The organism is Streptomyces sp. NPDC005963 (assembly GCF_040638655.1).
In the GTDB taxonomy this organism is placed as follows: domain Bacteria; phylum Actinomycetota; class Actinomycetes; order Streptomycetales; family Streptomycetaceae; genus Streptomyces.
On the sequence record NZ_JBEXVD010000004.1, the window covers coordinates 32,487 to 55,588 of the forward strand.

Consider the following 23,102-nt stretch of genomic DNA (forward strand, 5'->3'; position numbering starts at 1 on the left):
GCGATCAAGATCGGCGATAGCTTCGCTGGTCATGTACGCGTCCAAGCGCACCCCGTGCCTGGACGGTTGTCACGGATGATGTGGAGAACCCATGGCTCATCTGCTGTCCAAGCGGCGTCGGGCGATCGCGCTGCCTGCGGGTCTGGCGCTCACGGCCTCGCTCGGCTTCCTGCCCGCGGGAGCTGCCTCGGCCCTCACCCCGGCCGAAGCGCCCGCCGCAGTGGTGGCGGACGGCCCGAAGCTGTCGTACGTGGTGAACGTCGCGAGCGGCTCCCACACGGCCGCCTCGGTGAAGAAGGCGATAGCGAGAGCGGGCGGAACGGTGGTGATCGCCTATGACCAGATAGGTGTCATCGTCGTCCACTCGCAGAACCCCGACTTCGGTACGGAGATCAGGAAGGCCCGCGGAGTGGTGTCGGCCGGCGCCACCAGGACCGCCCCGCTGACGACCGCGACGGACACGTCGATCGCCTCGGAACGCCCGCTGACCGCCCAGGAGGCGAAGTCCGCAGCGGCCACCGCCCAGGACGAGCAGGACCCGCTCGAACCCCTCCAGTGGAGCCTGCCGGCCATCAAGGCGGACCAGGCGCACAAGAGGTCGCTGGGCAGCAAGAAGGTCACGGTCGCCGTGATCGACACGGGCGTGGACGACACCCACCCCGACCTCGCGCCCAACTTCGACCAGGCCGCCTCCGCGAACTGCGTCACCGGCAAGCCGGACACCACGGCCGGCTCCTGGCGGCCCGCCGTCGGCGAGAGCGACCACGGCACGCACGTCGCGGGCACCATAGCGGCGGCCAAGAACGGCGTCGGCGTCACCGGAGTGGCGCCGGGCGTCAAGGTCTCCGGCATCAAGGTGTCGACGCCCGATGGCTTCTTCTACACCGAGGCCGTCGTCTGCGGCTTCATCTGGGCGGCCGAGCGCGGCGTCGAGGTGACCAACAACAGCTACTACGTGGACCCGTGGCTGTTCAACTGCACGAACGACCCGGACCAGACGGCCCTCGTCGAGGCCGTCACCCGGGCGACCCGGTACGCAGAGCGCAAGGGCTCCGTGAACGTGGCGGCGGCGGGCAACAGCCGGACCGACCTCGCGGCCGACCAGGTGAGCGACAACAGCAGCCCCAACGACACCACCCCGGTGGACCGTGTCATCGACCCGAGCGTGTGCCTCGACATCCCGACCCAACTGCCGGGCGTCGTCACCACCTCCTCCCTCGGCGCGAAGGGGCTGAAGTCGTCGTTCTCGAACTACGGCGACGGCGTGGTCGACATCTCGGCCCCCGGCGGCGACAGCACCGCGCTCCAGAAGCCGGACGCCCCGGCGACCGACGGCCGCATCCTGTCCACGCTGCCGAACAACAAGTACGGCTACAAGGCCGGTACGTCGATGGCGTCACCGCACGTCGCCGGCGTGGTGGCACTCATCAAGTCGAAGCACCCGCAGGCCTCCCCGGCCGCGGTGAAGGCCCTGCTCTACGCACAGGCCGACAACCGGGCGTGCACCAACCCGTACGACATCAACGGCGACGGTGTCGTCGATGCGGTGTGCGAGGGCGGGAAGGCCAAGAACGGCTTCTACGGTGAGGGCGTCGCCGACGCCCTCGACGCCGTACGCCGGTAGGCCGTGACCGGCGCCGAAGCGCGACGGACGGCCGGCAGCGACCCCGCGAAGGGGCGGTGACCGGACGCGATCGCGGCACGGCGCACGCAACGGGGGTCGGACGCGGAACACGCGTCCGGCCCCCGTTGCCGTGACCGACCCCGGTTGCCCGTCCGCACTCAGCGGCGCTGTTGCCGGGACAGCACCCCGAGGGTCAGGAGCAGTTGCCCCACCCCGTACAGGAGCATGATCCAGAAGTCGGGTGCGGGTGGTTGGGGCCAGTCGGCGACCCCGGTGGCGATGAGCAGGTCCGAGATCAGGAAGAGTGCTCCACCGGCACCGGCCGCGACGCCCAGCGCGGTCGATCGCCACGCCATGGCGGTGAGCAGGAGCGAATAACCGGCGACGGGCACCCGCAGTTCGGCGGGCAGACCGGGCCAGAGGGCGGCGACCGCGCCGACCAGCGCCACTCCGTAGACGATGACCGAGCCCCGGGGGGTCCGGGCGCGGCCGAACAGAGCCAGGTAGCACAGGTGGCCGAGGGCGAAGGACCCCATGCCCGCCAGGAACGCCGTGTCGGAGTCGGCGAGCAGGAACACATCGCCGCCCCAGCCGCAGACGAGGGCGGCCACCAACAGCAGGGGGCCGCGGCGGACGATCACATGGGCGACGAGCAGGGGCATCAGCAGCGGCTTGGCGATGCGGTGGCCGAGTTCGGCGTCGGCGAGCAGGGAACCGAGATCGGCGAGCAGCGCCAGTCCGAAGGCGACCAGGAGGGCCCGGGCGAGCGTGCCCGGAGGGAGGAGCGGTCCGGGTCGGGGCAGGTTCCACGGGGCGCCGGCGGACGGTGCGATGTCGTGCTGCGTGTTCACGGGGTGCCTCCCACGACCGGGGAAACAGCTCGGGAGTCAGTCGGGCACACGGTCTGGCAAGCGGGCTGAGCGGCCGGGGGTGAGTCCAGGGCTCCGGTGGGGCGCCCGTGCTTGCGCGGCTCCCACCCCGGTCGGCCGAAGACCCGGCCCGCACGCTCGCGCCAGCCTTCGGCCGCCCGGACGTCCCGCGCGATGGCAACGTACTCGTGGGTCGCCACCCGCAGCGGATTGTGGGTGGTGATGTTCTTGGTGAGCCCGAAGACCGGTCGTTCCCGCTCCGCCGCGAACGACCCGAAGAGGCGGTCCCACACGATGAGGATGCCGCCGAAGTTGCGGTCGAGGTAGCCGCCTTGGGATGCGTGGTGCACCCGGTGGTGGGAGGGGGTGTTCAGGAGGTACTCCACGGGGCGCGGCAGGGTGCCGATCCGTTCGGTGTGCACCCAGAACTGGTAGACGAGGTTGAGGGACGAGCAGAAGGCGACGGCCGCGGGATGCACTCCGATGGCGATGAGCGGCAGGTAGAACGGCCAGACCGTCCAGGTGGTCCAGGGCTGGCGCAGCGCGGTGGTGAGGTTGAACTTCCGGCTGGAGTGGTGGACCACGTGCGTGGCCCACAGGACCCGGACGACGTGGTGTCCGCGGTGGGACCAGTAGTAGAGGAAGTCCTGCGCCAGGAGCAGCAGCGGCAGGGTCCACCAGACGAGGGGGATCCTGGCGGGGGTGAGCTCGTACACCGCCGTGTAGATCATCAGGATGGGGATCTTCCACAGGAGGTCGGTGAACAGGCTGCCCAGCCCCATCGCGAGGCTGGTGGCGGTGTCCCGGGTGTCGTACCCCGCTGTCCCTTCGTCGGGGCGGAGTCGATGGCTGACCATCTCCACGACGGTGAGCAGCGCGAATGCGGGCAGGGACCACAGCACGACATCGGGTGGATTGGGCATGTTGGCACGGTAGAGGCGGTTCGGCGGGCAGGGCTAGACGGTGTTACCGACAAGTATGCAAGACAGTTTGTCAGCAACTTTTGGTGACTTCTGCCAAACGGGCGTCCCACGAAGGGAACGCGCCGACCCATCGTCGGACCCGACCGCATCCCCGATCAGGGAGTTCCGTCAGACTCCGGCAGCCCCCAGCAGGGACCCGGCCGCGTAGGTGACGCCCATCGCCAGTGCTCCCCCGCCGACGTTGCGCAGCACCGCGCGCGGCACCAGCGCCGCACCCAGTCGCGCGCTCCACCACCCCGTCATCGCGAGGGCCGCCAGTACGGACAGGACCGTGACCCACAGCCGCACCGAAGCGGGCGGCAGCACGATCGCCAGGAGCGGCAGCAGCGCACCGACCGTGAAGGCGAGGCAGCTGGCGCCGGCCGCGTGCCACGGATTGGCCAGGGCGTCCGGGTTGATGCCGAGCTCGACCCGGGCATGGGCGCGCAGCGCGTCGCGCTCCGTGAGTTGGACCGCGGCCTCCCTGGCCACCTGTGCGGACAGTCCCCGTTCTGCCAGGAGATCGGTGAGTTCGTCGAGTTCGGCCTCGGGCTGCTCCCGCAACTCCCTGCGCTCGACGGCCAGGGCGGCCTGTTCGGAGTCCCGCTGGGTGGATACGGAGACGTACTCGCCGGCGGCCATGGACATCGAGCCGGCGAGCAGTCCGGCGAGCCCGGCGGTCAGCAGTGCGTCGCGGTCCCCGGTGGCTCCCGCGACGCCCACCACGAGACCGGCGGTGGAGACGACACCGTCGTTGGCGCCGAGGACCGCGGCCCGCAGCCAGTTCAGCCGGGTGCCCAGGGCGTTGCCGTGGGGCTCGTGTCCCGGGGACGCGGTGGACGGGTCGTCAGGGCGGTCGCCCGGGAGCGGGCGGGGCGCGTCCTGCGGTTCGTCAGCACTCACCCCGGGAGGGTCTCATCGGGGAGACGCGCGGGCGCGGATCGACCCGCCCGCGACGCCCGAGCAGCTGGCGGGCCGTCAGCTGCGGTGCCCGTACGCGCAGGCCCTTTCGGCCGCGCCCGGGGCGTGGTTGAACGACCGCCAGATCGACCGCCAAATCGACCGGAGGTACGACCGGAGGTACGACATCCCTCGCCCGAGGGGGCGCGTAGGGGGCGCAAAGGGCCACAAGGAGCGTACCGGGCAGGGGGATCGGACGCTGTCTCAGGCGGCCCGTATTCTCTGTGACCATGCTCGACGACAGCACGACAGCAGCAACGACATGGCCGACCGCGTATCCCCAGGGGTATGCGGTCGTCGATGTGGAGACCACCGGACTCGCTCGGGACGACCGGATAGTCTCTGCTGCCGTCTACCGCCTCGACACCCGGGGTGACGTCCAGGACCACTGGTACACGCTGGTGAACCCCGAGCGCGACCCGGGGCCGGTGTGGATCCACGGCCTCACCAGCGAGGTGCTCGAAGGCGCCCCCCTCTTCGGTGAGATCGTCGATGCCTTCTCGGAGCGTCTGGACGGACGGGTGCTCGTCGCCCACAACGCCCTCTTCGACTGGTCGATGATCTCCCGGGAGTACGCACGGGCCGGCCGCACCGCACCGGTCCAACAGCGCCTGTGCACGATCGCGCTCGCCAAGGAACTGCGGCTGCCGCTGACCAACCACAAGCTCGAATCCCTCGCCGCGCACTTCGGCGTGGTCCAGCAGCGCGCGCACCACGCGTTGGACGACGCACGGGTGCTGGCCGAGGCGTTCCGGCCCAGTCTCCGGGCGGCGGCCAAGGACGGGCTGCGGCTGCCGCTCCTGGAGTGCCGTCCGCTGACCGAGTGGGTCGACACCGCGACCTCGACGCCCCGCGTCGGCCAGCAGTCCTCGTACGGCCGCTCGGCGTCGTACGGACGGTACGGTGCCGGCAGCTGGCGGCCCGCGCGCAAACGGCCGGCGTGTCCCTACCCCAACCCGGGGCGGTACGAGGTGGGCTCCACGCTGCGGCAGGGGATGCGGGTGGCCTTCTCGGGGGACACCTCCGTCGATCGCGAGCTGCTGGAGGACCGTGCGATCGAGGCCGGGCTGCACGTCGCCACGAGCGTGTCACGGCTGACGAGCCTCCTGGTGACCAACGATCCGGACGCCGCCACCTCGAAGTCGCTGAAGGCGAAGCAGTACGGCACGCCGATCGTCGACGAGGCCGGCTTCACCCAGTTGCTCAGGGACGTGACCCCGGCAGACGGGTGACGGCCGGGCGTGCCGCCGCCGAAGACCGGTGGACGTGGCCGCACCCTGTGGCGCATGGCACGTTGTGAGGTCTGCGGAAACGAGTACGGCATGTCGTTCGAGGTGCACGCGCAAGGCGCGGTGCACGTCTTCGACTGCTTCTCCTGCGCCATCCACCGCATGGCGCCCATCTGCGAGCACTGTCGGGTCCAGATCATCGGCCAGGGCGTCGAGGTCGAGGGCCACTGGTACTGCGGGGCGCACTGCGCCCGCGCGGAGGGCAGGGTGGGGATCGTCGACCGGGTGTGACGCCGACCCGTCCGGCTCCGGGACTCTGTTGCCGCCGGGCGCGGAACGGTTGTGGTGGACCCGGCGCCGGGACGGTGGGACCCAGCAGGTACGGTCGAAGCCGTGTACCGCTTCCTGTTGTCCCGGCAGTGGGTGATCCTCACCCTCATCGGCCTCGTTCTCATCCCCACGATGATCGAGCTGGGTTTCTGGCAGTTCCACCGCCATGAGCGCCGGGTCGTGCAGAACGAGCTGATCGCGCGGAACCTGGCGGCGAAGCCGGTCCCCGTGACCGAGCTCACCTCCGAGGGCCACACCGTGCCCCGCTCCGACTACTGGCGGCGTGTGACGGCCACGGGCACCTTCGCCACGGACAAGGAAGTCGTGGTCCGGCTGCGCACCAACTCCGACGACCGGGTCGGCTTCCACGTACTGACCCCCCTGGTCCTGGCCGACGGTCGCGCGGTGCTCGTGAACCGCGGCTGGGTGCCCAATGACCGCGGCGACCAGCACGCCTTCCCCGACGTGCCGCCCGCGCCCCGGGGCACGGTGACGGTCACCGGCCGGTTGAAGGCCGACGAGACCGCACGGGGCAGCGGCATCAAGGAGCGCTCCGGGCTGCCGCCCCGCCAGGTGATGCTGATCAACAGCTCCCAACAGTCGAAGGCGCTCGGGATGCCCGTCGTCGGCGGCTATCTGGAGATGACCGCACCGCAGCCCGCGGGCGACACACCGGAGCAGATCCGCGAGCCCGACCACGACTCGATCGGTGCGCACATGGCGTACGCGATCCAGTGGTGGCTGTTCACGACCGGGGTGCCCATCGGTTGGGTGATCCTCGTTCGCCGTGAGGTCCGCGATCGACGGGCGGCGGCCTCCGCAAACGCTTCCTCCGCTGCCGACAGTCCCGACTCTTCCACAACGCCGGTGAACGTCTGACCGTCCGCGCGCCCGGGGCCCCTGCCCACTGACCGTCCGGGCGAATCCGGCATTCGCACCCGCTTGGTCGTCCGGTTGCTTAGTCTGCGCGGCCGACGGGAACAGGCCAAGGCGTGACCCTACGCATCGAGGACTACGCCCTCATCGGCGATCTCCAGACCGCGGCACTGGTCGGCACCGACGGTTCCATCGACTGGCTGTGCCTCCCGCGGTTCGACTCGGCGGCCTGCTTCGCCGCGATCCTCGGCAGCAAGGACAACGGACACTGGCGCCTCGCCCCCAAGGGTGCGGACCTGTGCAGCAGTCGGCGCTATCTGGACGATTCGCTGGTCCTTGAGACCGTGTGGGCCACCCGTACCGGCAGCGTCAAGGTCATCGACTTCATGCCACAGCGCGACGAGGCACCCGCCGTCACGCGGATCGTGGAGGGCATCAGCGGCTCGGTCGAGATGGAAGGGGTCCTGCGGCTGCGCTTCGACTACGGCTCGGTCGTGCCCTGGATGCGCCGCGCGGACGGCCACCGGGTGGCGATCGCGGGCCCGGATTCGGTGTGGCTGCGCAGCGAACCGCAGGTCAAGACGTGGGGCCAGCAGTTCAGCACCGTGTCGTCCTTCACGGTCGGTGCCGGCGAGAAGGTGGCGTTCGTCCTCACCTGGCACCCCTCCCACCGTCCGAGACCCGAGTGCGTCGACCCCTTCGAGGCGTTGGACACGAGTCTGCGGGACTGGCAGGAGTGGGCCGCGCGCTGTCGGACCAGTCCCGGCAGTCCCTACCGGGAGCCGGTCGTCCGTTCCCTGATCACCCTGAAGGCGCTGACCTACGGACCGACCGGTGGAATCGTCGCCGCCCCCACCACCTCATTGCCCGAGGAACTCGGCGGCGTACGGAACTGGGACTACCGCTTCTGCTGGCTGCGGGACTCCACCCTCACCCTGGACGCCCTGCTGGACGCCGGCTACCAGGAGGAGGCGTCCGCCTGGCGCGACTGGCTCCTGCGGGCCGTCGCCGGTGATCCGGCCGACCTCCAGATCATGTACGGCCTGGCCGGGGAACGACGGCTGCCCGAAACCGTACTGCCCTGGCTGCGGGGATACGCGGGCTCCGCACCCGTACGCACCGGCAACGCCGCCGTGGAACAGCTCCAACTCGATGTGTACGGCGAGGTCATGGACTCGCTGTTCCTGGCCAAGGAGGCGGGACTGCCCGCCCAGCAACACGCCTGGTACCTCCAGTTGAGCCTGCTCGGATTCCTGGAGTCGAAGTGGCGGGAGCCCGACGAGGGGCTCTGGGAGGTGCGGGGACCGCGCCGCCACTTCGTCCACTCCAAGGTCATGGCGTGGGTGGCGGCCGACCGTGCGGTGCGCACCCTGGAGTCGGACCCCTCACTGCGGGGCGACGCCGGACGGTGGCGCGCCATGCGGGACGAGGTGCACCGGGAGGTCTGCGAGAAGGGCTTCGACCCCCAGCGGAACACCTTCACCCAGTCCTACGGCTCCGAAGAACTCGACGCGGCGACCCTGCTGATTCCCCGGGTCGGTTTCCTCCCGCCCGACGACCCGCGGGTGATCGGCACCGTGGACGCGATCCGGGACGGGCTCGGCACCCCGGGCGGTCTGGTGCGCCGCTACAGCACCGAGGGCGCGGCGGTGGACGGTCTGCCCGGCCAGGAAGGAGCCTTTCTGGCCTGCTCGTTCTGGCTGGCGGACGCCCTGCGGATGACCGGTCGGGTCAGAGAGGGCCGGGAACTGTTCGAACGGTTGCTGACCCTGCGCAATGACGTCGGTCTGCTCGCGGAGGAGTACGACCCGGTGGCCGGGCGTCAGCTCGGGAACTTCCCCCAGGCGTTCAGCCATATCGCGCTCGTGACCACGGCTCTCGCGCTGGGTCGTGAGGAGGAGGCAGGATAGACCCATGGATCTTGGACTCAAGGACCGCGTCTACGTGGTGACCGGCGCCTCGCGAGGATTGGGGAACGCCGCGGCGCGCGCCCTGGTCGCCGAAGGCGCGAAGACCGTGATCAGCGGGCGCGACGAGAAGACGGTGACGGACGCCGCCGCCGAGTTGGGCGCCGGGGCGATCGGCGCGGCCGTGGACAACGCCGACCCGGAGGCCGCCGAGCGACTGATCGCGATGGCCAGGGCGCACTACGGACGGTTCGACGGCGTGCTGATCAGCGTGGGCGGACCGGCACCCGGATTCGCCGCCGACAACACCGACGAACAGTGGCGGACGGCCTTCGAGTCGGTGTTCCTGGGCGCCGTGCGGATGGCGCGCACGGCCGCCGCCGCCCTCCAGGAGGGCGGGGTAATCGGATTCGTGCTCTCCGGATCGGTCTACGAGCCGATCCCGGGTCTGACGATCTCCAACGGTCTGCGGCCGGGGCTCGCGGGGTTCGCCAAGTCGCTCTCGATCGAACTAGGCCCCCAGGGCATCCGCGTGGTCGGACTGCTGCCCGGGCGGATGGACACCGACCGGGTCCGGGAGTTGGACGCGTTGTCGGGCGACGCGGACGCCGCACGCGCCGGATCGGAATCCCGCATCCCGCTGCGCAGGTACGGCACCCCCGAGGAGTTCGGGACGGTGGCGGCCTTCGCGCTGTCCCCGGCCGCCTCCTATCTGACGGGAGTGATGGTCCCGGTCGACGGCGGCGCACGCCACGCGTTCTGAACCCGCGCCCGGGCGCCGAGCCGAGGCCGATCACATGGACGGCCTCGGGGAGCGGTTCTAGTTGACCTTGGTGGCGTCGTGTTTCGCTGCGGCGAGGCGGGCTTCGGTCGGCAGGGCGGCCAGCCCGGCCGATTCGCGGGCGTGGGCGACGGCCTGGGAGGTGAGGCGGTGGAGCGTCGCCGCAGGTGAGGCGTGGGGCTCCAGCAGCAGCCGGACCCGGGCCGTGGGCTCGCCCCGACGCCCCGTCAGTCTGATCCGGGCCCGGGACACCCCGTCGAGCGACTGCGCCTCCGCCTCGACCGCGCCCTCCAAGGCCCGGCCGCGCACCCGGGCACCGTCCCCGTCACCGCTGTCGACCAGCACCTCCGTCAGCCGGGACCGGCGCAGTTGGGCGCTGAGCAGCCAGAGCGCAGACAGGACCAGCAACGCCAGTACGGCGATGACCACCGGCCACCACCACCCCTCGTCCCGCCAGCGTTCACGGTCCGCCGTGCTCAGCAGCACATCGCGCTGTCCGTCCCAGGGCCACCACGAGGGCACGTCCAGCCCGGCACCTGCCGCGAGCACCCCGCCCCCCAGACAGATCAGCACCAGTCCGGCGAGGCCGAGCAGCACACGATTGACGGTCCGCAGCATCGCGGTTCATCCCTTCTTCGCCGAGGGCCGTGCGACCTGCACGTTCAGCGTGGGTGGCTTGGCCAGGCCGAGTTCGCCGACGGCGGCGCCGAGTGCGGCGTCCAGGTCCGTGTGGACGTCGTCGAGCTCCCGGAAGTGGGAACGGGCGCGCACGGCCGCCTTCTTGCGGCGCAGCCGCACCCGCACGGACTGGACCCCGGGGACCTCCATCGCCCGGTCGCGCAGCACCAGTGCGGCCGCCTGCCGGTCCAGTCCCGCGCGGACGTTGGGCTGGTCGCGGCGCATGGGCAGCAGGGCGCGCAGGCCGGGAGTGAGTGCGAGGACCAGCAGGAGCAGACCCAGCAGGGCCACGGCGGCGGCCACGACGAGGACCCAGGGCTCGTCGACGCGCCAGCGTGCGAGGTGGTCGGCGGTGGTGCGGCGCCACTGCATGGCCGGTCGGTCCGCGCGTACCGCGGCGACGTCGTAGAGCAGCAGGCCCGCGCCGCCGAGCACCACCAGGGCCAGGATCGCGGCCGGCACCCTGCGGAACGACCAGAACCGGCCCGCCTTGACGGCCTTGCCGGCGGGCGGTGCCTTGGCTTCGGGTGCCCTCTCCTCCCCGGGCGGGGCGGGCTCGGTCATGTCGCCGCCTCCTGCACCTGGCCGCGCACCTGTGGGGCGGGGGCCGGTCGGAGCCGTTCGACGAGTACCGCCACCTCGGGCACATCCATGCCGGCCAGGGTGCGAACCCTTTCGGACACCCGGCGACGGACGGCTCCGCACTTGAGGCCGATGTCGGTGGGGTAGTCGAGTTCCAGGCTGATGCGCACCCGGGCGACGTCACGGCGCACGGCCACCGTGGCGTGGGGCGCCCCGCCGTCCTTGGGCGACCCGTCGAGCGCCTCCCGCGCGGCTTGCGCCGCGATCTTGGCCACGACGCGGTCGGCGATGAAAGTCGCGCCGCGTTCGGAGGGGGCGACCCGGCCGTCGCCGGTGCCCTTCGACTTCGTACGGTGCTCCGCTGCCACTCGGTGTCACCGCCGCCGATCGCCGCGCTCGCGGCCACGGAAGAAGTCGCCGGGTTCCAGGTCGCCGTCGAGGAAGCGGCCCACCACGAAGCCGACCGCCCCCAATGCGGCGACCAGAAGGAATGCGCCGAACCCGCCGAAGTATCCGGCGAAACCGAGCGCCATGCCGGCCACGAGGCCGACCACAGCCATGCCCATCGTGTGCTCCTCTACGGTCTTGGGGGCGGGAAGGTCCCGGACTTACTGGAGGCGCGACTCCGGCTCGTCGTCCTCCTCATCGGGCAGCTTCACGTCGCTCACCGCGATGTTGACCTCGACGACCTCAAGGCCGGTCATCCGTTCCACCGCGGAGACGACGTTCTCCCGCACCGCGCGGGCGACATCGGCGATGGAGACGCCGTAGTCGACGACGATCTCCAGGTCGAGTGCGGTCTGGACCTCGCCGACCTCGGCCTTCACTCCTCGGGTGGCGCTCGACTTGCTGCCGCCGGGCACCCGGTCGCGTACCGCCCCGAAGGTGCGGGACAGTCCGCTGCCCATGGCGTGCACACCCAGCACATCGCGGGCGGCGAGTCCGGCGATCTTCTCCACGACGCCATCGGCGATGGTGGTCCGACCGCGGGTGGCCGGATCGCCGCGCTTGCTGGACGGCGTCTTCCTCAGGTCATCGCCGGATGGCTCATGGCCCGCATCGGTCCGGTTCCTCGGGGCTGACTCGCTCATCGTCGTGCGTCCTTTCCGAGCGGTAGCACCCCCCTGGCGAGTGCCCATCGGCCCTGCTCGACTACTGCGGGCCCCTAAGAACACCCCTTGTGCCCACATTAAGCATGGTTTCCCACTCTTGCGCCGGGGATGGGGCACGCTGGAGCCATGACCACAGGTGATGCGGTACGCAATCGGCTCGGCCTCGGGAGGCTGTTGCCCCTGGGGGTTGCGACGGACGGGGCGTGGCTGACGGAGGAGGCGGCCGTACTGGTGCTGCGGACCGCCGTGCAACGACTGCCCGCGGTGACGCTCGGGCGGGTGAGGGTGTCACTGGCCGACCCTGCGGAGGCAGCTGCCCCCACGGTTCCGCCACCACCCAGCGCCCTGCCGCCCGGGGCCCTGCGCATCGAGGCGGACTTCACCGCTCCTGCGGATCGACCGCTGCCCACGGTCGCCTCAGAGCTCCGCGAACTGCTCTGGAGCACGGCGACGCACGGTCTCGACCTGGTGATCGAGGAGACGGACCTGGGCGTGAGCGGACTGTCGGACGCCCCGGCAGGACCGGCCGGCCACCCCCGGGAAAAAGACATGACCGCCGCTCGCCCACCCGGGGGACGCCCCGCCCAACCGCAGGGACCTGCGGCCCTGGCTGCGTCCGCCGCCCCGGGTGTGGCGCATCTGGCGTCGACCCTCGGGGACCCCGTACACCTCGCGTCGGATCACATCCGGGTCGAAGTGGCGACGGCCGCCGGGCACCGCCCGCTGGCCGTGGTGGGCGCGGTGCGCGAGTCGGTACGCGGTGCGCTGGGGAACGACGGCCGGCCGGTGGTGGTCCTGGTGACGGCCGTGGGCACGGCGGAGCAGCCCGCCGAAGGCTGACCGGCACGCCGAGGAGCGTGCGAACGATCAGTCGCCGATTCCTGCGAGATCACGCAGCCGTCGCGCCTGTGCCGCTCGTTCCGCCGTGCGCTGTTCCTCGTAGGAGCGCGACGAAGCCCCCCGGAGCAGGGCCTTGGTCTCGATGACCGCGTCCCTGGGGGCGGCGAGGAGCGCAGACGCCAGGTCCCGTACCGCATCGTCGAGCTCGTCCCGGGGCACGACCAGATTGGCCAGGCCCGTGCGCTCGGCTTCCTCGGCATGGACGGAGCGACCGGTCGCGCAGATCTCCAGTGCACGTGCATATCCCACGAGCGACACCAGGGGGTGGGTCCCCGTGAGATCGGGGACGAGCCCCAGACTGGTCTCGCGCATGGCGAACTGGACATCGCTCGCCACGACCCGCAGATCGCAGGCCAGAGCGAGCTGGAAGCCCGCACCGATCGCATGTCCGTGAACGGCGGCGATCGTAATGATGTCGCTCCGTCGCCACCAGGTGAAAGCCTCCTGGTACTCGGCGATGGCAGCGTCGAGTTCCGCATCGGAGCTGCGTGCCAGATCGAAGAACGACGGCTCGCCGTCGAAGCCCTCCGGTGTGAATGCCTGCCGGTCGAGCCCAGCGGAGAATGACTTGCCCTCACCGCGGAGCACCACGATCCGCACCGAACCCGGTAGCGACCGACCCGCTTGCGCCAACGCCCGCCACAGAGCGGGAGTCTGGGCGTTGAGCTTTCCCGGGTTGGTCAGGGTCACGGTGGCGACCGCGTCCTCGACGGTGAGTCGTACGCCGTCCTTGTCCAGCACGAAGTCACGAGCAGGGTCGAGCGAAGTCATGGGGCACCTCCGGTCAGGACGGCATCGATGCAGCTAAAGCTACTGCACGGTAACCATCCCGGGGCAACCACCCGATCGACCGCCAGATCGACCGGATGGCCACCTCGCAGACCGATGGCGAACCACGACCCTCAGACCGTCAGGCCGATGTGGCCTTCTTGCCTCGCGTCGCTCCGCCGCGTCCCCGCAGCGTCACTCCGGACTCGCTGAGCATCCGGTGAACGAACCCGTAGGACCGGCCGGTCTCTTCGGCCAGCGCCCGGATGCTCGCACCGGAGTCGTACTTCTTCTTCAGGTCTGCCGCGAGCTTGTCGCGCGCGGCGCCGGTCACCCGGCTGCCCTTCTTCAGAGTCTCGGCCACCCGTGCCTCCTCATGGGAAGTGCGCTCTGGACTTCTCATGATCACCCCTTACGCGCTTCCTGGCCACCCATTCGACAAGGTCCGTGCACGCGGCTTTGGCGCGTGCAGTACGACCAACACACCCGGAATGATCGATTCCACTTTGCACTGTGTGCAGGTTGGAATCACTCGCTCCAGGAACTGGCTGGTCAGCACTGGTGCGGAAAAGTGCGCCGTCAGGGCGCACGCCGGTGCATGGGTGGCGCGCACTCAACAGATGCCGCGCCACGGGATGAGACACACTCACTCAGATGATGGATCACCCGTGAGCCGAATGATCCATACGAAGTGGATCAGCGGGTCCCAGGCCCGGAAGCTCGGGGCACCTGAGCGCCTTGGCGCGGCTGCTCCTCCGATCGACTCATCCGATTGACTCCTCCCGGCCGGCCGCGCCGGTCGAGAAGGGGTGATCGGAGAGAACGCGCTTCGCCGGGCCGCCACCGTGCGGGCGGCCTTCGGCTCAGGCGAGGGCGACCAGATCCGCGTAGTCCGCACCCCACAGGTCCTCGACCCCGTCGGGCAGCAGGATGATCCGCTCCGGCTCCAGCGCCTCGACGGCCCCCTCGTCATGGGTGACCAGGATGACCGCGCCCTTGTACGTGCGCAGCGCACCCAGGATCTCCGCCCGGCTGGCGGGGTCGAGGTTGTTGGTGGGCTCGTCGAGCAGCAGCACATTGGCGGCGGAGACGACCAGGGTGGCCAGGGCCAATCGGGTCTTCTCACCACCGGAGAGCACCCCGGCCGGCTTGTCGACGTCGTCACCCGAGAACAGGAACGAGCCGAGCGTCTTGCGGACCTCCACCAGATCCAGGTCGGGGGCGGAGGAACGCATGTTCTCCAGGACCGTGCGCTCCGGGTCCAGGGTCTCGTGCTCCTGCGCGTAGTAGCCGAGCTTCAGCCCGTGTCCCGGAGTGACCGTACCGGTGTCCGCCTTCTCCACCCCGGCGAGCAGCCGCAGCAGGGTCGTCTTGCCGGCGCCGTTCAGACCGAGGATGACGACGCGGGAACCCTTGTCGATGGCGAGGTCCACATCGGTGAAGATCTCCAGCGACCCGTACGACTTGGACAGCCCCTCCGCGGTCAGGGGCGTCTTCCCGCAGGGCGCGGGCTCGGGGAAGCGCAGCTTGGCGACCTTGTCGGCCGCGCGCACGTCCTCCAGACCGGCGAGCAGACGCTCGGCGCGCCGGGCCATGTTCTGCGCGGCGACGGTCTTGGTGGCCTTGGCCCGCATCTTGTCGGCCTGCGAGTTCAGTGCGGCGGCCTTCTTCTCGGCGTTCTGCCGCTCGCGCTTGCGGCGCTTCTCATCGGCCTCGCGCTGCTGCTGGTACAGCTTCCAGCCCATGTTGTAGATGTCGATCTGGGACCGGTTGGCATCGAGGTAGAAGACCTTGTTCACCACGGTCTCGACGAGATCGACGTCGTGGGAGATCACGATGAAGCCGCCGCGGTAGGTCTTGAGGTAGTCGCGCAGCCAGACGATGGAGTCCGCGTCGAGGTGGTTGGTGGGCTCGTCGAGCAGCAGGGTGTCGGCGTCCGAGAACAGGATGCGGGCCAACTCGACCCGCCGGCGCTGACCGCCGGAGAGCGTGTGCAGCGGCTGACCGAGCACCCGATCGGGCAGGCCCAGTGCGGCGGCGATGGTGGCGGCCTCGGCCTCGGCGGCGTACCCGCCCTTGGTCAGGAACTCCGTCTCCAGGCGCTCGTACTTCTTCATGGCCTTTTCGCGGGTGGCGCCCTGCCCGTTCGCCATCCGGTCCTCGTTCTCCCGCATCTTCTTGAGCACGGTGTCGAGGTTGCGCGCGGACAGGATGCGGTCGCGGGCCAGGATGTCGAGGTCACCGGTGCGCGGGTCCTGGGGGAGGTAGCCCACCTCACCTGAGCGGATGATGGTGCCGGCGGCGGGAACGCCCTCGCCCGCGAGGCACTTGGTGAGGGTGGTCTTCCCCGCTCCGTTGCGACCGACCAGGCCGATGCGGTCGCCCTTGGCGATGCGGAAGGAAGCGGACTCGATGAGGATGCGAGCACCGGCGCGCAACTCGATGCCGGAAGCGGTGATCACGGACGGACTCCAAGGCGGTATGGACGGCGGAAGGGTGGGGCGTGGAAGCTTCGACGCCGCCTAATGCGCAAGGAGAGTGGCCATAAGGGCCAGTCTAACGGGGGTGCGCAAGTGGTTTATCCGATGCGTCCCGGCAGATGGGGCATCGGGCTCGCCGGGGTCGCTCGCCACCACGGAGGAGCAAAAAGGGCGGGTCGCACCAGAGTGATCGATACTCGGCGCAAAGCTGCGGCCACCGCCGAGCCGGGGCGCCCGAAGGGCGTTGTCAGTGGCGAGTGCCAGACTGAGACGCAGCTCACATTTCCATCCGTAGACGGAGGGAGTACCGGTCATGACACCGACACCGACACCGACACCGAGCATCTGCCCGACGATTCTCTACCAGGATGCCAAGGGTGCCATCCAACAGCTGACGGAGGCGTTCGGCTTCACCGAGCACGCGGTGTACGAGGACGACGAGGGCCGTGTCGTCCACGCCGAGCTCACCCATGGCAACGGCATGGTGATGCTGGGCAGTCGGGGCACGGGCGGGAAGTTCGACGAACTGATGGCCGTGGGCGGATCGACGGGTGTCTTCGTCCATGTCGACGATGTCGATGCCCACTACGCACGGGCAGTGGAGCACCGGGCGGATGTGATGTCCACTCCCACGGACCAGGACTACGGGGCGCGGGACTATCTGGTGCGGGACCACGAGGGGAACGTGTGGAGCTTCGGCACCTATCAGCCGGGAAGCAGCTGAAGGGGTCCGTCCGTGCCGGGCGCTGCGCCGCCGGGGGCCTTGGGGAAGCCCCCGACGCGCGGGGTCATGCGCCGCCGGTGTGCACTTGGAACGCGGCCCGTCGCACGGCTTTCGCCAAGGCCGGGTCGGGATGGGCGGCGGCCAGGGCGACCAGGACCTGGACCGTACGCGGATGGCGTCCCGAGCGGACGGCATCGAGCAGTGCGGGGACGGTGCCCTGGACCGCCGAGTCGAGGTGGCGCAGGAGCAGTTGGGGCTCTCCGTGGTCCGCGACGGCGGCGGCGGTGTCCACCCAGAGCCACGTCGATTCCTCACGGGTGAGGACGTCATGGGCGTCCTCGGGGTCCGCTCCTTCGTACTCGGCGATCCACAACAGCGCGTAGGGCCGCAGGGTGAGTTCCCCGGCGACGGCGCGGACCTCCGCCTCGGCGGGCGCACCGACGACGCGGAGTGCCTCGAAGGCCAGCCCGCGCAGCAGCGCATCGTCGCCACGGGCGACGTCGAGCAGTTCGGCGACCGCGCTGGAAACGGTACGGGCGGCTAGCCAGGCGCGGTACTCGGCGCGGGCGGGACCCGGGGTGAGGCGGGCACAGCCCCGGAGCATGTCGTCGGCGGGCTGTTCGATGTTCCCGGCCGGGCTCTGGGCCGCGACGCAGATCTGCTCCAGCTTGACCCAGACCGCCCAGTTGCCGAGGGGGGTCAAGGTGGCCGAGTGGCCCGGGTCGAGGGTGAGCGCTCCGACCGAAGCGAGCCCGGCGAGTGCCCAGTTGAGGAGGGGGGAGAGAGAGTCGACCCGACCGTTCGACGCGGGCTCTGCCAGGGGGCGCCGGCCGGTGGGGACGGGAATCAGAGCGTCGGCGCCGGCGCCATCGGTTTCGGTCGACGCCGTTTCAGTCGACACGGTTTCGGTGTCGGTGTCCGCGGCAGGCGCATCCGTCGTGTCCGGCGCAGTTGGGTTCTCCCCGGGGGCGGCGGACAGTGGGTGCTGCGGTCCGTACGGCACTTCGCAGCGCTCTTCGCGCAACTCCGCGACGCGCTGTTCCAGCAGGTCGAGCAGTGCGGGCAGCAGCACGGGGCCGGCGGAGAGCTGGAGGAGGGAGAGGAGTTGGGGGACGGCTTCGACGACCTCGGCCACCGAGGTGGGAGCGATGTCGCCGGGCGCCGGGTGGGCGAGCGACCAGGCGTCGAAGAGGGCGACCCAGCCGCGGAGCACGGCCATGTCGTCGCGGTCCCAGGCCCGCAGTCGCCAGCCGGGACGGGCGGTTTCGCCGTGGATCTCGACGAGGCCCGCGAGTCTGGCGCGGTCCCAGGCGGACCGCACCTGTAGCGGGGTCAGTTCCAGTGCGGCGGCGGCCCTTTCACGGGCCTGTTCAGCGAGTGGTTGGGCGCGGGGATCGCGCTCCACGGCCGCCCAACGGGCGACGCGTACGGCATCGGCGAGGACCCCACGCGCCTGACGCGCGAGCTCTGCCGGCGGAGGTGTGCCCTCGGGGGGCCTCGGTGCTGGACGGGTGCGCCGGGTCGTCACGGCCCGCCGGGCGGTCGCCAGTGGTCGCGGGCGGACAAGACGAAGTCTGGAGTTGCGCGCCAATTGCTCATCAGGCTTTCGGGACGTCACAGGGTCCAGTCTTCCCGCTGACAGCCCGAAAGCCCAAACGGAACCCGATGAACCGCAGGTTCGGGCGACTCCCGGGGAAGCCGGCCGATGCCGTCAACCGGATGGTGGGGACTACATCAAAGGGGTGAGGAACCGACGGAGGGCCTCTTCGTATCGGGCGGGGTCCGCGTTCCACATCGCCGCGTGGGGAGCGTTGCGCACGGTGTGGAGCTGGATCAGATCGGGACGGCGGACGGCGAGGTCACGCGAGGACCGCCAGGGCGCGACGGTGTCGTCGGGCCCGTGAATGATCAAGGTCGGCACCTCGGGGAGCTGGGTGTCCCCCGCGGCGAACGGCTGGTCGCCGAGGAGCCCCGCCTTGCTCTGGGCCGCCTTGACGGCCAGCGGCAACAGGGGGGTCGGGAGATGCCGGGTCGCGGCCAGGGCCCGCAGGGTGGCTTCCCGGTCGAGTACCGGGGAGTCCAGGACGAGACCGTTGATCCGTTCGCGCAGGGCCGAGTTCGCGGCAGCGTGCAGAGCCATGGTGGCTCCGGTGGACCAGCCGTGGAGAACGACCTGGTTCGCCCCGTTGCGAACGGCGAAGCGGAGGGCGGCATCGAGGTCGCGCCACTCGGTGTAGCCGAGGTGGCCGGTCCCGTCGGGTGAGCGGGGCGCATCGGGATCGCCCCGGTAGCCGAGGCCCAGGACCGGCATCCGCAGCCCGTGGAGGAACGGCAACAGATTCAAGGGGTGTTCGCGAGTGGCTCCGAGACCGTGGACGGCGATCACCCAGGTCTCACGCGCCCCCGGGACGTACCAGGCCGGCAGCGGGCCGAGCTCGCCGGGCACGCTGACGTCCACGTGCTCAATGCCGAGGGCACTCGTCGGGTCGCCGGTGTGGAGTTGTGGTGTGAGCCGAACCCTGGTCCCGGGGTCCAGGGTGCCGTGGCTGACGCTCTCCAACCGTCGCACCACGGTGTCTGCGGGGTGCTGCACCCCGTCCAGCGCCGGACCGACGACGGCGTGGACGTCGGGGCCGTCGAGTCCGTAGATGCCGGGCCGCCGGGAGGCGAGGCTGCGGGTGAGAGTGATCTGACCGGCGGCCGTGGCGTGCACGGTGAGCCGGGGATCGCCGGGGAGGGGTCGGCCGGTGGTGGTCTTGAGGGCGGCGTCGCCGGCGTACCGTCCGGCCGCGAGGGCAGCCGCACCGATGCCGATGAGCGTGGTGACGGCCGCTGCCGTCGCAGTAACGGGGCGCACCATCCCAGTGTCGGTATGGCGGAGCAGCCCTGCCAGTGGGCGAGGGGCTTCCGGCTCCGCCACGGGGCAACCGTGCCCAGGGCGTGCCGACGGCGCAGGGCATCGCCGGCGCACCGCCACCGCACTGCCGGTGTCGACTGTCCGGGTGCGCCGAAGTCCCGGGAGACGCCGCTAGCGCTCCTCCGACAGCCGTCCGGGCCGGGGCGTCGCCGCGGTGCCCTCCCGCGCCGGGTGCGCACCCGGCGCCCCGTCCCGGCGGCCTGTCGACATCCGGCACGTCGGGTTGAGCCGTCCGGGCCCTTACCCCTCCGGGGTGGGGAGCGGTCGGTCAGCCCTGCGGTGCTCCACGGCGCCGTGTTCGACCCGTCGTCGAAATCCAGCCAGTGAACCCCGGGAGCGTCCTGGCGCCCACGGGCCGGAAATCGTGTGTTCATCGCGACTTCACTGGCTCGTTCCCATCCGCGGGACGGCCGTCCCGGCCGACCCGACGACGGGCGGGGCGCTCCCTGTCGTCGTGGTGCGAGCCGATGCCCCGGACCCGTTTGCACCCCCGTCGAGGAATGGCCGGGTCCGCACTTTCACGAGGTTCCGCGGCCACGATGGTTGGCCATCACATGGAAAGCGCTGCTGGGGGCCTGGTTGCGGGGTGCCACGGGCCTAAGCGGAACGCGTCGTCAGGGGCGTTGGCCGTACCCGCGCAGCTGGACCGCCACCTCGTCGAGTTCGGCCGGTGAGAGCAGGGACGGCTGTCGACCAGGCACCGACGACGCTGCGAGCCAGACCTGGCACATCCACTCCAGCTGGGCGGTGCGGTCGTAGGCGCGGTCCAACGAATCGGCATGGGCGATCGTGCCGTGGTTGCGCAGCAGACAGGCGCTGCGGCCGTCCAGGGCGAGGTTCATGTTCCGGGCGAGCTCCTCCGTACCGTAGAGGGCGTAGGGAGCCACGCGGACGGGTCCGCCGAGGTCGGCCGTCATGTAGTGCACGGGCGGCAGTTCGTCGACGAGCGTGGAGACGGCCGTGGCGTGGACCGCATGGGTGTGGACGACGGCCCCGGCGTCGGAGGTACGGTAAACCTGCAGGTGGAGGGGGAGTTCGCTGGTCGGCTTGAGGTCTCCGGCTATCTGTCGTCCGGAGAGGTCGACGACCACGGGTTCCTCGGTCGGCAGACGTTCGTAGGGCACTCCGCTGGGGGTGACGACGACGAGGTCGCCGACCCGCGCCGAGACATTGCCGGACGTACCCACCACCAGGCCATCGGCGGCCGTTCTGCGGGCGGTGGTCACGACGTCCCGCCACACGTGTTCGATGGACTTCTTGGACATGCGTTCGGCCATGGATCGATCCTGTCAGGCATGGCCGGAAGGCAACAGGCCATCCCGTGATGCAGATCACCACAAAGGGTGCAAACGCCACCTTGTGGGCGTGGCGACCGGTGTAGGCCCGGAAGCACGGCCACGCAGACGACCCGAAGAGATCACTCAGGGCACAAGTGGAATCTCGAACCTCACTTGGAGACATCGCGAATCTCGCCTCAGTTCACCTTCCGTTCACCCAGGTTATCTACGTTCGCGATGTCACTGACGTCGATAGATTGCCTGGGTAAATGGAACACATCACGCTGCTGCTCGCGATTGTGATCGTGACGGCTCTCGTGTTCGATTTCACGAACGGTTTCCACGACACGGCCAATGCGATGGCGACGACCATCTCGACCGGCGCGATGAAGCCCAAGGCCGCGGTCGCCATGTCCGCGGTGCTCAACCTCGTCGGCGCATTCCTTTCGGTGGAGGTCGCCAAAACGATCTCCAGCGGCATCGTCAACGAGTCAGGCATCACCCCTGAAGTGATCTTCGCGGCGCTCGTCGGCGCCATCCTCTGGAATCTGCTGACCTGGCTGATCGGTCTGCCGTCCAGCTCCTCGCACGCCCTCATGGGCGGTCTGATCGGTGCGACCATCGCATCGGTCGGCATCAGCGGGGTCAACGGCGGCACCGTGGTCACCAAGGTGCTCATCCCCGCGATCGCAGCCCCGCTGGTCGCGGGCATCGCCGCCTACCTCGCGTCCCGGCTGACCTACCGCCTCGGCCGGAACACCGACCCGAAGTCGACCGCCAAGGGTTACCGCGCCGGCCAGATAGCCTCGGCCGGGCTCGTGTCCCTGGCCCACGGCACCAACGACGCCCAGAAGACCATGGGTGTCATCACCCTCGCGCTCGTCGCCGGTGGAGTGCTCGTCCCCGGCTCCAACCCCCCGATGTGGGTCATCGCCTCCGCTGGCATCGCGATCGCCCTGGGCACCTACCTCGGTGGCTGGCGCATCATCCGCACCATGGGCAAGGGCCTCACCGACCTCCAGCCGCAGCAGGGCTTCGCCGCCCAGACCAGTGCGGCCAGCGTCATCCTCGCCTCGTCGAACCTCGGCTTCTCCCTCTCCACCACCCACTCGTGCTCCGGTGCGGTCATGGGTGCCGGTCTGGGCCGCAAGGGCGGCGTGGTCCGCTGGTCGACCGCCACCCGGATGTTCGTGGCCTGGGGTCTGACCCTGCCTGCCGCCGGTCTGGTGGCCGCCGGCTCCGAGTACATCACCAAGCAGGGTGACTGGGGCGTGGCGGTCGTCGCCACCTTCCTGGTCGTCTCCTCGGCCGCGATCTGGTTCATCTCCCGCCGCCAGGTCGTCGACCACACCAACGTCAACGACACCGGCGAGGACGCCGAGCCCGCAGGCGTCGTGACCGCAGCCATCGCCGCCGTCACCCCGCCCCCGGCCGGCACATCGATGGACACCTCGCTGGACGACCTCAAGACGACCATTACGGCCCGCAATGCCGCGACCCCCGAAGCCGGTCCCGCAAGCCCGGCCGCGGTGTAAGGACTGAAGACCATGAAAATCGACTGGGTAGCCCTCGGCTCCGTCTTCGGCGTGAGTCTCGTCGCGACCATCGCCCTGGTGGGTCTGTTCACCCTGGGCATCATCGGTCTGAGCAAGCAGGGGGCGACGACCGCCTCCGGCACCGGCTCGGTGGTCCTCCCCCGGATCGGCGCCTACACCTGCTTCGCCCTCTGCATGGCGGCGATCAGCTACGGCATATTCCTGATCGTCACCTGAGGCCGCACCGCCTCACCGCAGTCGTTCACCGGCCGGGCCGGAGATCTTTCGAGATCTCCGGCCCGGCTGCTGTGTGTCCGTGCGTCTGCGTGACTGTGCCTCTTCCTGCCTGCATGACCAGTGGGAGCCATCGGGAAGTAGGGGCGATGTGTGGCTCGGCACACTGCACCGTCGCAGGTCAACGGCAGGTTGACGGCTGTTCTCGGAGCGTGGTGGACTGCCGGGGCCAAGTACGACGGCAGTAGAGGAAGCCGGTGAGAATCCGGCGCGGTCCCGCCACTGTGACCGGGGAGAGTCTCCCCGCGAGCCAGGAACTCTCGCCGCCGATCACGTCGAACCAGGGCGCGGACACCC

At 70.3% G+C, this 23,102-nt stretch carries 24 protein-coding genes and 1 riboswitch; of the genes, 10 read left to right on the plus strand and 14 right to left on the minus strand.

Going from position 1 to position 23,102, the window contains the following annotated elements; all coding sequences use genetic code 11:
• Positions 1–91: 91 nt before the first annotated feature.
• The gene (locus ABZ348_RS08020) at positions 92–1,624 is read left to right on the plus strand and encodes a S8 family serine peptidase (protein WP_358930529.1); all 1,533 of its coding nucleotides are present in this window, start codon (positions 92–94) and stop codon (positions 1,622–1,624) included.
• 158 nt (positions 1,625–1,782) lie between these two features.
• On the opposite strand, the gene ABZ348_RS08025 is transcribed toward ABZ348_RS08020, so the two are convergent.
• From ABZ348_RS08025 to ABZ348_RS08035, 3 genes are all read right to left on the minus strand, one after another.
• A complete protein-coding gene (locus tag ABZ348_RS08025) occupies positions 1,783–2,427 on the minus strand; it encodes a lysoplasmalogenase (RefSeq protein ID WP_358931060.1) in 645 nt (214 codons plus the stop codon).
• 44 nt (positions 2,428–2,471) lie between these two features.
• Positions 2,472–3,416: a sterol desaturase family protein gene (locus tag ABZ348_RS08030; protein ID WP_358930531.1), complete on the minus strand. Its 945-nt coding sequence runs from the start codon at positions 3,414–3,416 to the stop codon at positions 2,472–2,474.
• Between the two features lie 168 nt (positions 3,417–3,584).
• Positions 3,585–4,256: a VIT family protein gene (locus ABZ348_RS08035; RefSeq protein WP_358931061.1), complete on the minus strand. Its 672-nt coding sequence runs from the start codon at positions 4,254–4,256 to the stop codon at positions 3,585–3,587.
• A 389-nt stretch (positions 4,257–4,645) separates the two neighbouring features.
• On the opposite strand from ABZ348_RS08035, the gene ABZ348_RS08040 reads away from it, so the two are divergent.
• The 5 genes from ABZ348_RS08040 (at position 4,646) to ABZ348_RS08060 (ending at position 9,520) form a co-directional block, all read left to right on the plus strand.
• Positions 4,646–5,647 carry a DEDDh family exonuclease gene (locus ABZ348_RS08040; RefSeq protein WP_358930533.1) on the plus strand — a complete coding sequence of 334 codons (1,002 nt, stop codon included), beginning with the start codon at positions 4,646–4,648 and terminating at the stop codon, positions 5,645–5,647.
• A 54-nt stretch (positions 5,648–5,701) separates the two neighbouring features.
• On the plus strand, positions 5,702–5,935 hold the full coding sequence (locus ABZ348_RS08045) for a hypothetical protein (protein ID WP_250921879.1): 234 nt from the start codon (positions 5,702–5,704) through the stop codon (positions 5,933–5,935).
• Between the two features lie 102 nt (positions 5,936–6,037).
• The gene (locus tag ABZ348_RS08050; RefSeq protein ID WP_358930535.1) at positions 6,038–6,853 is read left to right on the plus strand and encodes an SURF1 family protein; all 816 of its coding nucleotides are present in this window, start codon (positions 6,038–6,040) and stop codon (positions 6,851–6,853) included.
• Between the two features lie 113 nt (positions 6,854–6,966).
• Positions 6,967–8,760, plus strand: a complete 1,794-nt coding sequence (locus ABZ348_RS08055; RefSeq protein ID WP_358930537.1) for a glycoside hydrolase family 15 protein — start codon at positions 6,967–6,969, stop codon at positions 8,758–8,760.
• Between the two features lie 4 nt (positions 8,761–8,764).
• Positions 8,765–9,520: an SDR family oxidoreductase gene (locus ABZ348_RS08060; protein WP_358930539.1), complete on the plus strand. Its 756-nt coding sequence runs from the start codon at positions 8,765–8,767 to the stop codon at positions 9,518–9,520.
• A 57-nt stretch (positions 9,521–9,577) separates the two neighbouring features.
• Here ABZ348_RS08060 and amaP read toward each other — a convergent pair whose 3' ends face one another.
• Genes amaP through ABZ348_RS08085 form a run of 5 tightly spaced genes read right to left on the minus strand, consistent with a single transcriptional unit; the run spans position 9,578 to position 11,889 of the window.
• Positions 9,578–10,156 carry an alkaline shock response membrane anchor protein AmaP gene (gene amaP, locus ABZ348_RS08065; RefSeq protein ID WP_358930541.1) on the minus strand — a complete coding sequence of 193 codons (579 nt, stop codon included), beginning with the start codon at positions 10,154–10,156 and terminating at the stop codon, positions 9,578–9,580.
• Positions 10,157–10,162: 6 nt separating this feature from the next.
• Positions 10,163–10,780, minus strand: coding sequence for a DUF6286 domain-containing protein (locus tag ABZ348_RS08070; protein WP_358930543.1), 618 nt, complete (start codon positions 10,778–10,780; stop codon positions 10,163–10,165).
• Positions 10,777–11,166: a hypothetical protein gene (locus ABZ348_RS08075; RefSeq protein ID WP_358930545.1), complete on the minus strand. Its 390-nt coding sequence runs from the start codon at positions 11,164–11,166 to the stop codon at positions 10,777–10,779. Before ABZ348_RS08075 ends, ABZ348_RS08070 begins: the two co-directional genes overlap by 4 nt.
• A gap of 6 nt (positions 11,167–11,172) precedes the next feature.
• A complete protein-coding gene (locus ABZ348_RS08080) occupies positions 11,173–11,364 on the minus strand; it encodes a hypothetical protein (protein ID WP_329016855.1) in 192 nt (63 codons plus the stop codon).
• Positions 11,365–11,406: 42 nt separating this feature from the next.
• A complete protein-coding gene (locus ABZ348_RS08085) occupies positions 11,407–11,889 on the minus strand; it encodes an Asp23/Gls24 family envelope stress response protein (RefSeq protein WP_358930547.1) in 483 nt (160 codons plus the stop codon).
• Positions 11,890–12,036: 147 nt separating this feature from the next.
• Between ABZ348_RS08085 and ABZ348_RS08090 the strand changes: the two genes are divergently transcribed.
• Complete coding sequence (locus ABZ348_RS08090) at positions 12,037–12,750, plus strand: hypothetical protein (RefSeq protein ID WP_358930549.1); 714 nt, start codon at positions 12,037–12,039, stop codon at positions 12,748–12,750.
• A gap of 27 nt (positions 12,751–12,777) precedes the next feature.
• Here ABZ348_RS08090 and ABZ348_RS08095 read toward each other — a convergent pair whose 3' ends face one another.
• The 3 genes from ABZ348_RS08095 to ABZ348_RS08105 all read right to left on the minus strand — a co-directional run bounded on the left by ABZ348_RS08095 (position 12,778) and on the right by ABZ348_RS08105 (position 16,040).
• Positions 12,778–13,581, minus strand: coding sequence for an enoyl-CoA hydratase/isomerase family protein (locus ABZ348_RS08095; protein WP_358930551.1), 804 nt, complete (start codon positions 13,579–13,581; stop codon positions 12,778–12,780).
• A gap of 139 nt (positions 13,582–13,720) precedes the next feature.
• Positions 13,721–13,942 (minus strand): helix-turn-helix domain-containing protein, encoded by a 222-nt coding sequence (locus tag ABZ348_RS08100; protein ID WP_009337982.1) that lies wholly within the window; start codon positions 13,940–13,942, stop codon positions 13,721–13,723.
• Between the two features lie 499 nt (positions 13,943–14,441).
• Complete coding sequence (locus tag ABZ348_RS08105; protein WP_358930553.1) at positions 14,442–16,040, minus strand: ABC-F family ATP-binding cassette domain-containing protein; 1,599 nt, start codon at positions 16,038–16,040, stop codon at positions 14,442–14,444.
• Positions 16,041–16,371: 331 nt separating this feature from the next.
• Here ABZ348_RS08105 and ABZ348_RS08110 point away from each other — a divergent pair, with 331 nt between their 5' ends.
• The gene (locus ABZ348_RS08110; RefSeq protein WP_358930554.1) at positions 16,372–16,782 is read left to right on the plus strand and encodes a VOC family protein; all 411 of its coding nucleotides are present in this window, start codon (positions 16,372–16,374) and stop codon (positions 16,780–16,782) included.
• Between the two features lie 64 nt (positions 16,783–16,846).
• Here ABZ348_RS08110 and ABZ348_RS08115 read toward each other — a convergent pair whose 3' ends face one another.
• From ABZ348_RS08115 to ABZ348_RS08125, 3 genes are all read right to left on the minus strand, one after another.
• Positions 16,847–18,310 carry a hypothetical protein gene (locus ABZ348_RS08115; RefSeq protein ID WP_358931063.1) on the minus strand — a complete coding sequence of 488 codons (1,464 nt, stop codon included), beginning with the start codon at positions 18,308–18,310 and terminating at the stop codon, positions 16,847–16,849.
• A 201-nt stretch (positions 18,311–18,511) separates the two neighbouring features.
• Positions 18,512–19,639, minus strand: coding sequence for an alpha/beta hydrolase (locus ABZ348_RS08120; RefSeq protein ID WP_358931064.1), 1,128 nt, complete (start codon positions 19,637–19,639; stop codon positions 18,512–18,514).
• Between the two features lie 674 nt (positions 19,640–20,313).
• Entirely contained in the window at positions 20,314–20,976 is a 663-nt protein-coding gene (locus ABZ348_RS08125) for a class II aldolase/adducin family protein (RefSeq protein WP_358930556.1), read from the minus strand.
• 269 nt (positions 20,977–21,245) lie between these two features.
• Between ABZ348_RS08125 and ABZ348_RS08130 the strand changes: the two genes are divergently transcribed.
• Positions 21,246–22,511 carry an inorganic phosphate transporter gene (locus ABZ348_RS08130; protein WP_358930558.1) on the plus strand — a complete coding sequence of 422 codons (1,266 nt, stop codon included), beginning with the start codon at positions 21,246–21,248 and terminating at the stop codon, positions 22,509–22,511.
• 12 nt (positions 22,512–22,523) lie between these two features.
• A complete protein-coding gene (locus ABZ348_RS08135; protein WP_358930560.1) occupies positions 22,524–22,748 on the plus strand; it encodes a hypothetical protein in 225 nt (74 codons plus the stop codon).
• A 195-nt stretch (positions 22,749–22,943) separates the two neighbouring features.
• A riboswitch (cobalamin riboswitch) is annotated at positions 22,944–23,086 on the plus strand.
• Positions 23,087–23,102 lie beyond the last annotated feature (16 nt).

Coding starts and splice junctions, on each gene's coding strand:
- ABZ348_RS08020 (WP_358930529.1), top strand. CDS start 92: ATGGCTCATCTGCTGTCCAAGCGGCGTCGGGCGATCGCGCTGCCTGCG.
- ABZ348_RS08030 (WP_358930531.1), bottom strand. CDS start 3,416: ATGCCCAATCCACCCGATGTCGTGCTGTGGTCCCTGCCCGCATTCGCG.
- ABZ348_RS08040 (WP_358930533.1), top strand. CDS start 4,646: ATGCTCGACGACAGCACGACAGCAGCAACGACATGGCCGACCGCGTAT.
- ABZ348_RS08045 (WP_250921879.1), top strand. CDS start 5,702: ATGGCACGTTGTGAGGTCTGCGGAAACGAGTACGGCATGTCGTTCGAG.
- ABZ348_RS08060 (WP_358930539.1), top strand. CDS start 8,765: ATGGATCTTGGACTCAAGGACCGCGTCTACGTGGTGACCGGCGCCTCG.
- amaP (WP_358930541.1), bottom strand. CDS start 10,156: ATGCTGCGGACCGTCAATCGTGTGCTGCTCGGCCTCGCCGGACTGGTG.
- ABZ348_RS08070 (WP_358930543.1), bottom strand. CDS start 10,780: ATGACCGAGCCCGCCCCGCCCGGGGAGGAGAGGGCACCCGAAGCCAAG.
- ABZ348_RS08080 (WP_329016855.1), bottom strand. CDS start 11,364: ATGGGCATGGCTGTGGTCGGCCTCGTGGCCGGCATGGCGCTCGGTTTC.
- ABZ348_RS08085 (WP_358930547.1), bottom strand. CDS start 11,889: ATGAGCGAGTCAGCCCCGAGGAACCGGACCGATGCGGGCCATGAGCCA.
- ABZ348_RS08090 (WP_358930549.1), top strand. CDS start 12,037: ATGACCACAGGTGATGCGGTACGCAATCGGCTCGGCCTCGGGAGGCTG.
- ABZ348_RS08095 (WP_358930551.1), bottom strand. CDS start 13,581: ATGACTTCGCTCGACCCTGCTCGTGACTTCGTGCTGGACAAGGACGGC.
- ABZ348_RS08110 (WP_358930554.1), top strand. CDS start 16,372: ATGACACCGACACCGACACCGACACCGAGCATCTGCCCGACGATTCTC.
- ABZ348_RS08125 (WP_358930556.1), bottom strand. CDS start 20,976: ATGGCCGAACGCATGTCCAAGAAGTCCATCGAACACGTGTGGCGGGAC.
- ABZ348_RS08130 (WP_358930558.1), top strand. CDS start 21,246: ATGGAACACATCACGCTGCTGCTCGCGATTGTGATCGTGACGGCTCTC.
- ABZ348_RS08135 (WP_358930560.1), top strand. CDS start 22,524: ATGAAAATCGACTGGGTAGCCCTCGGCTCCGTCTTCGGCGTGAGTCTC.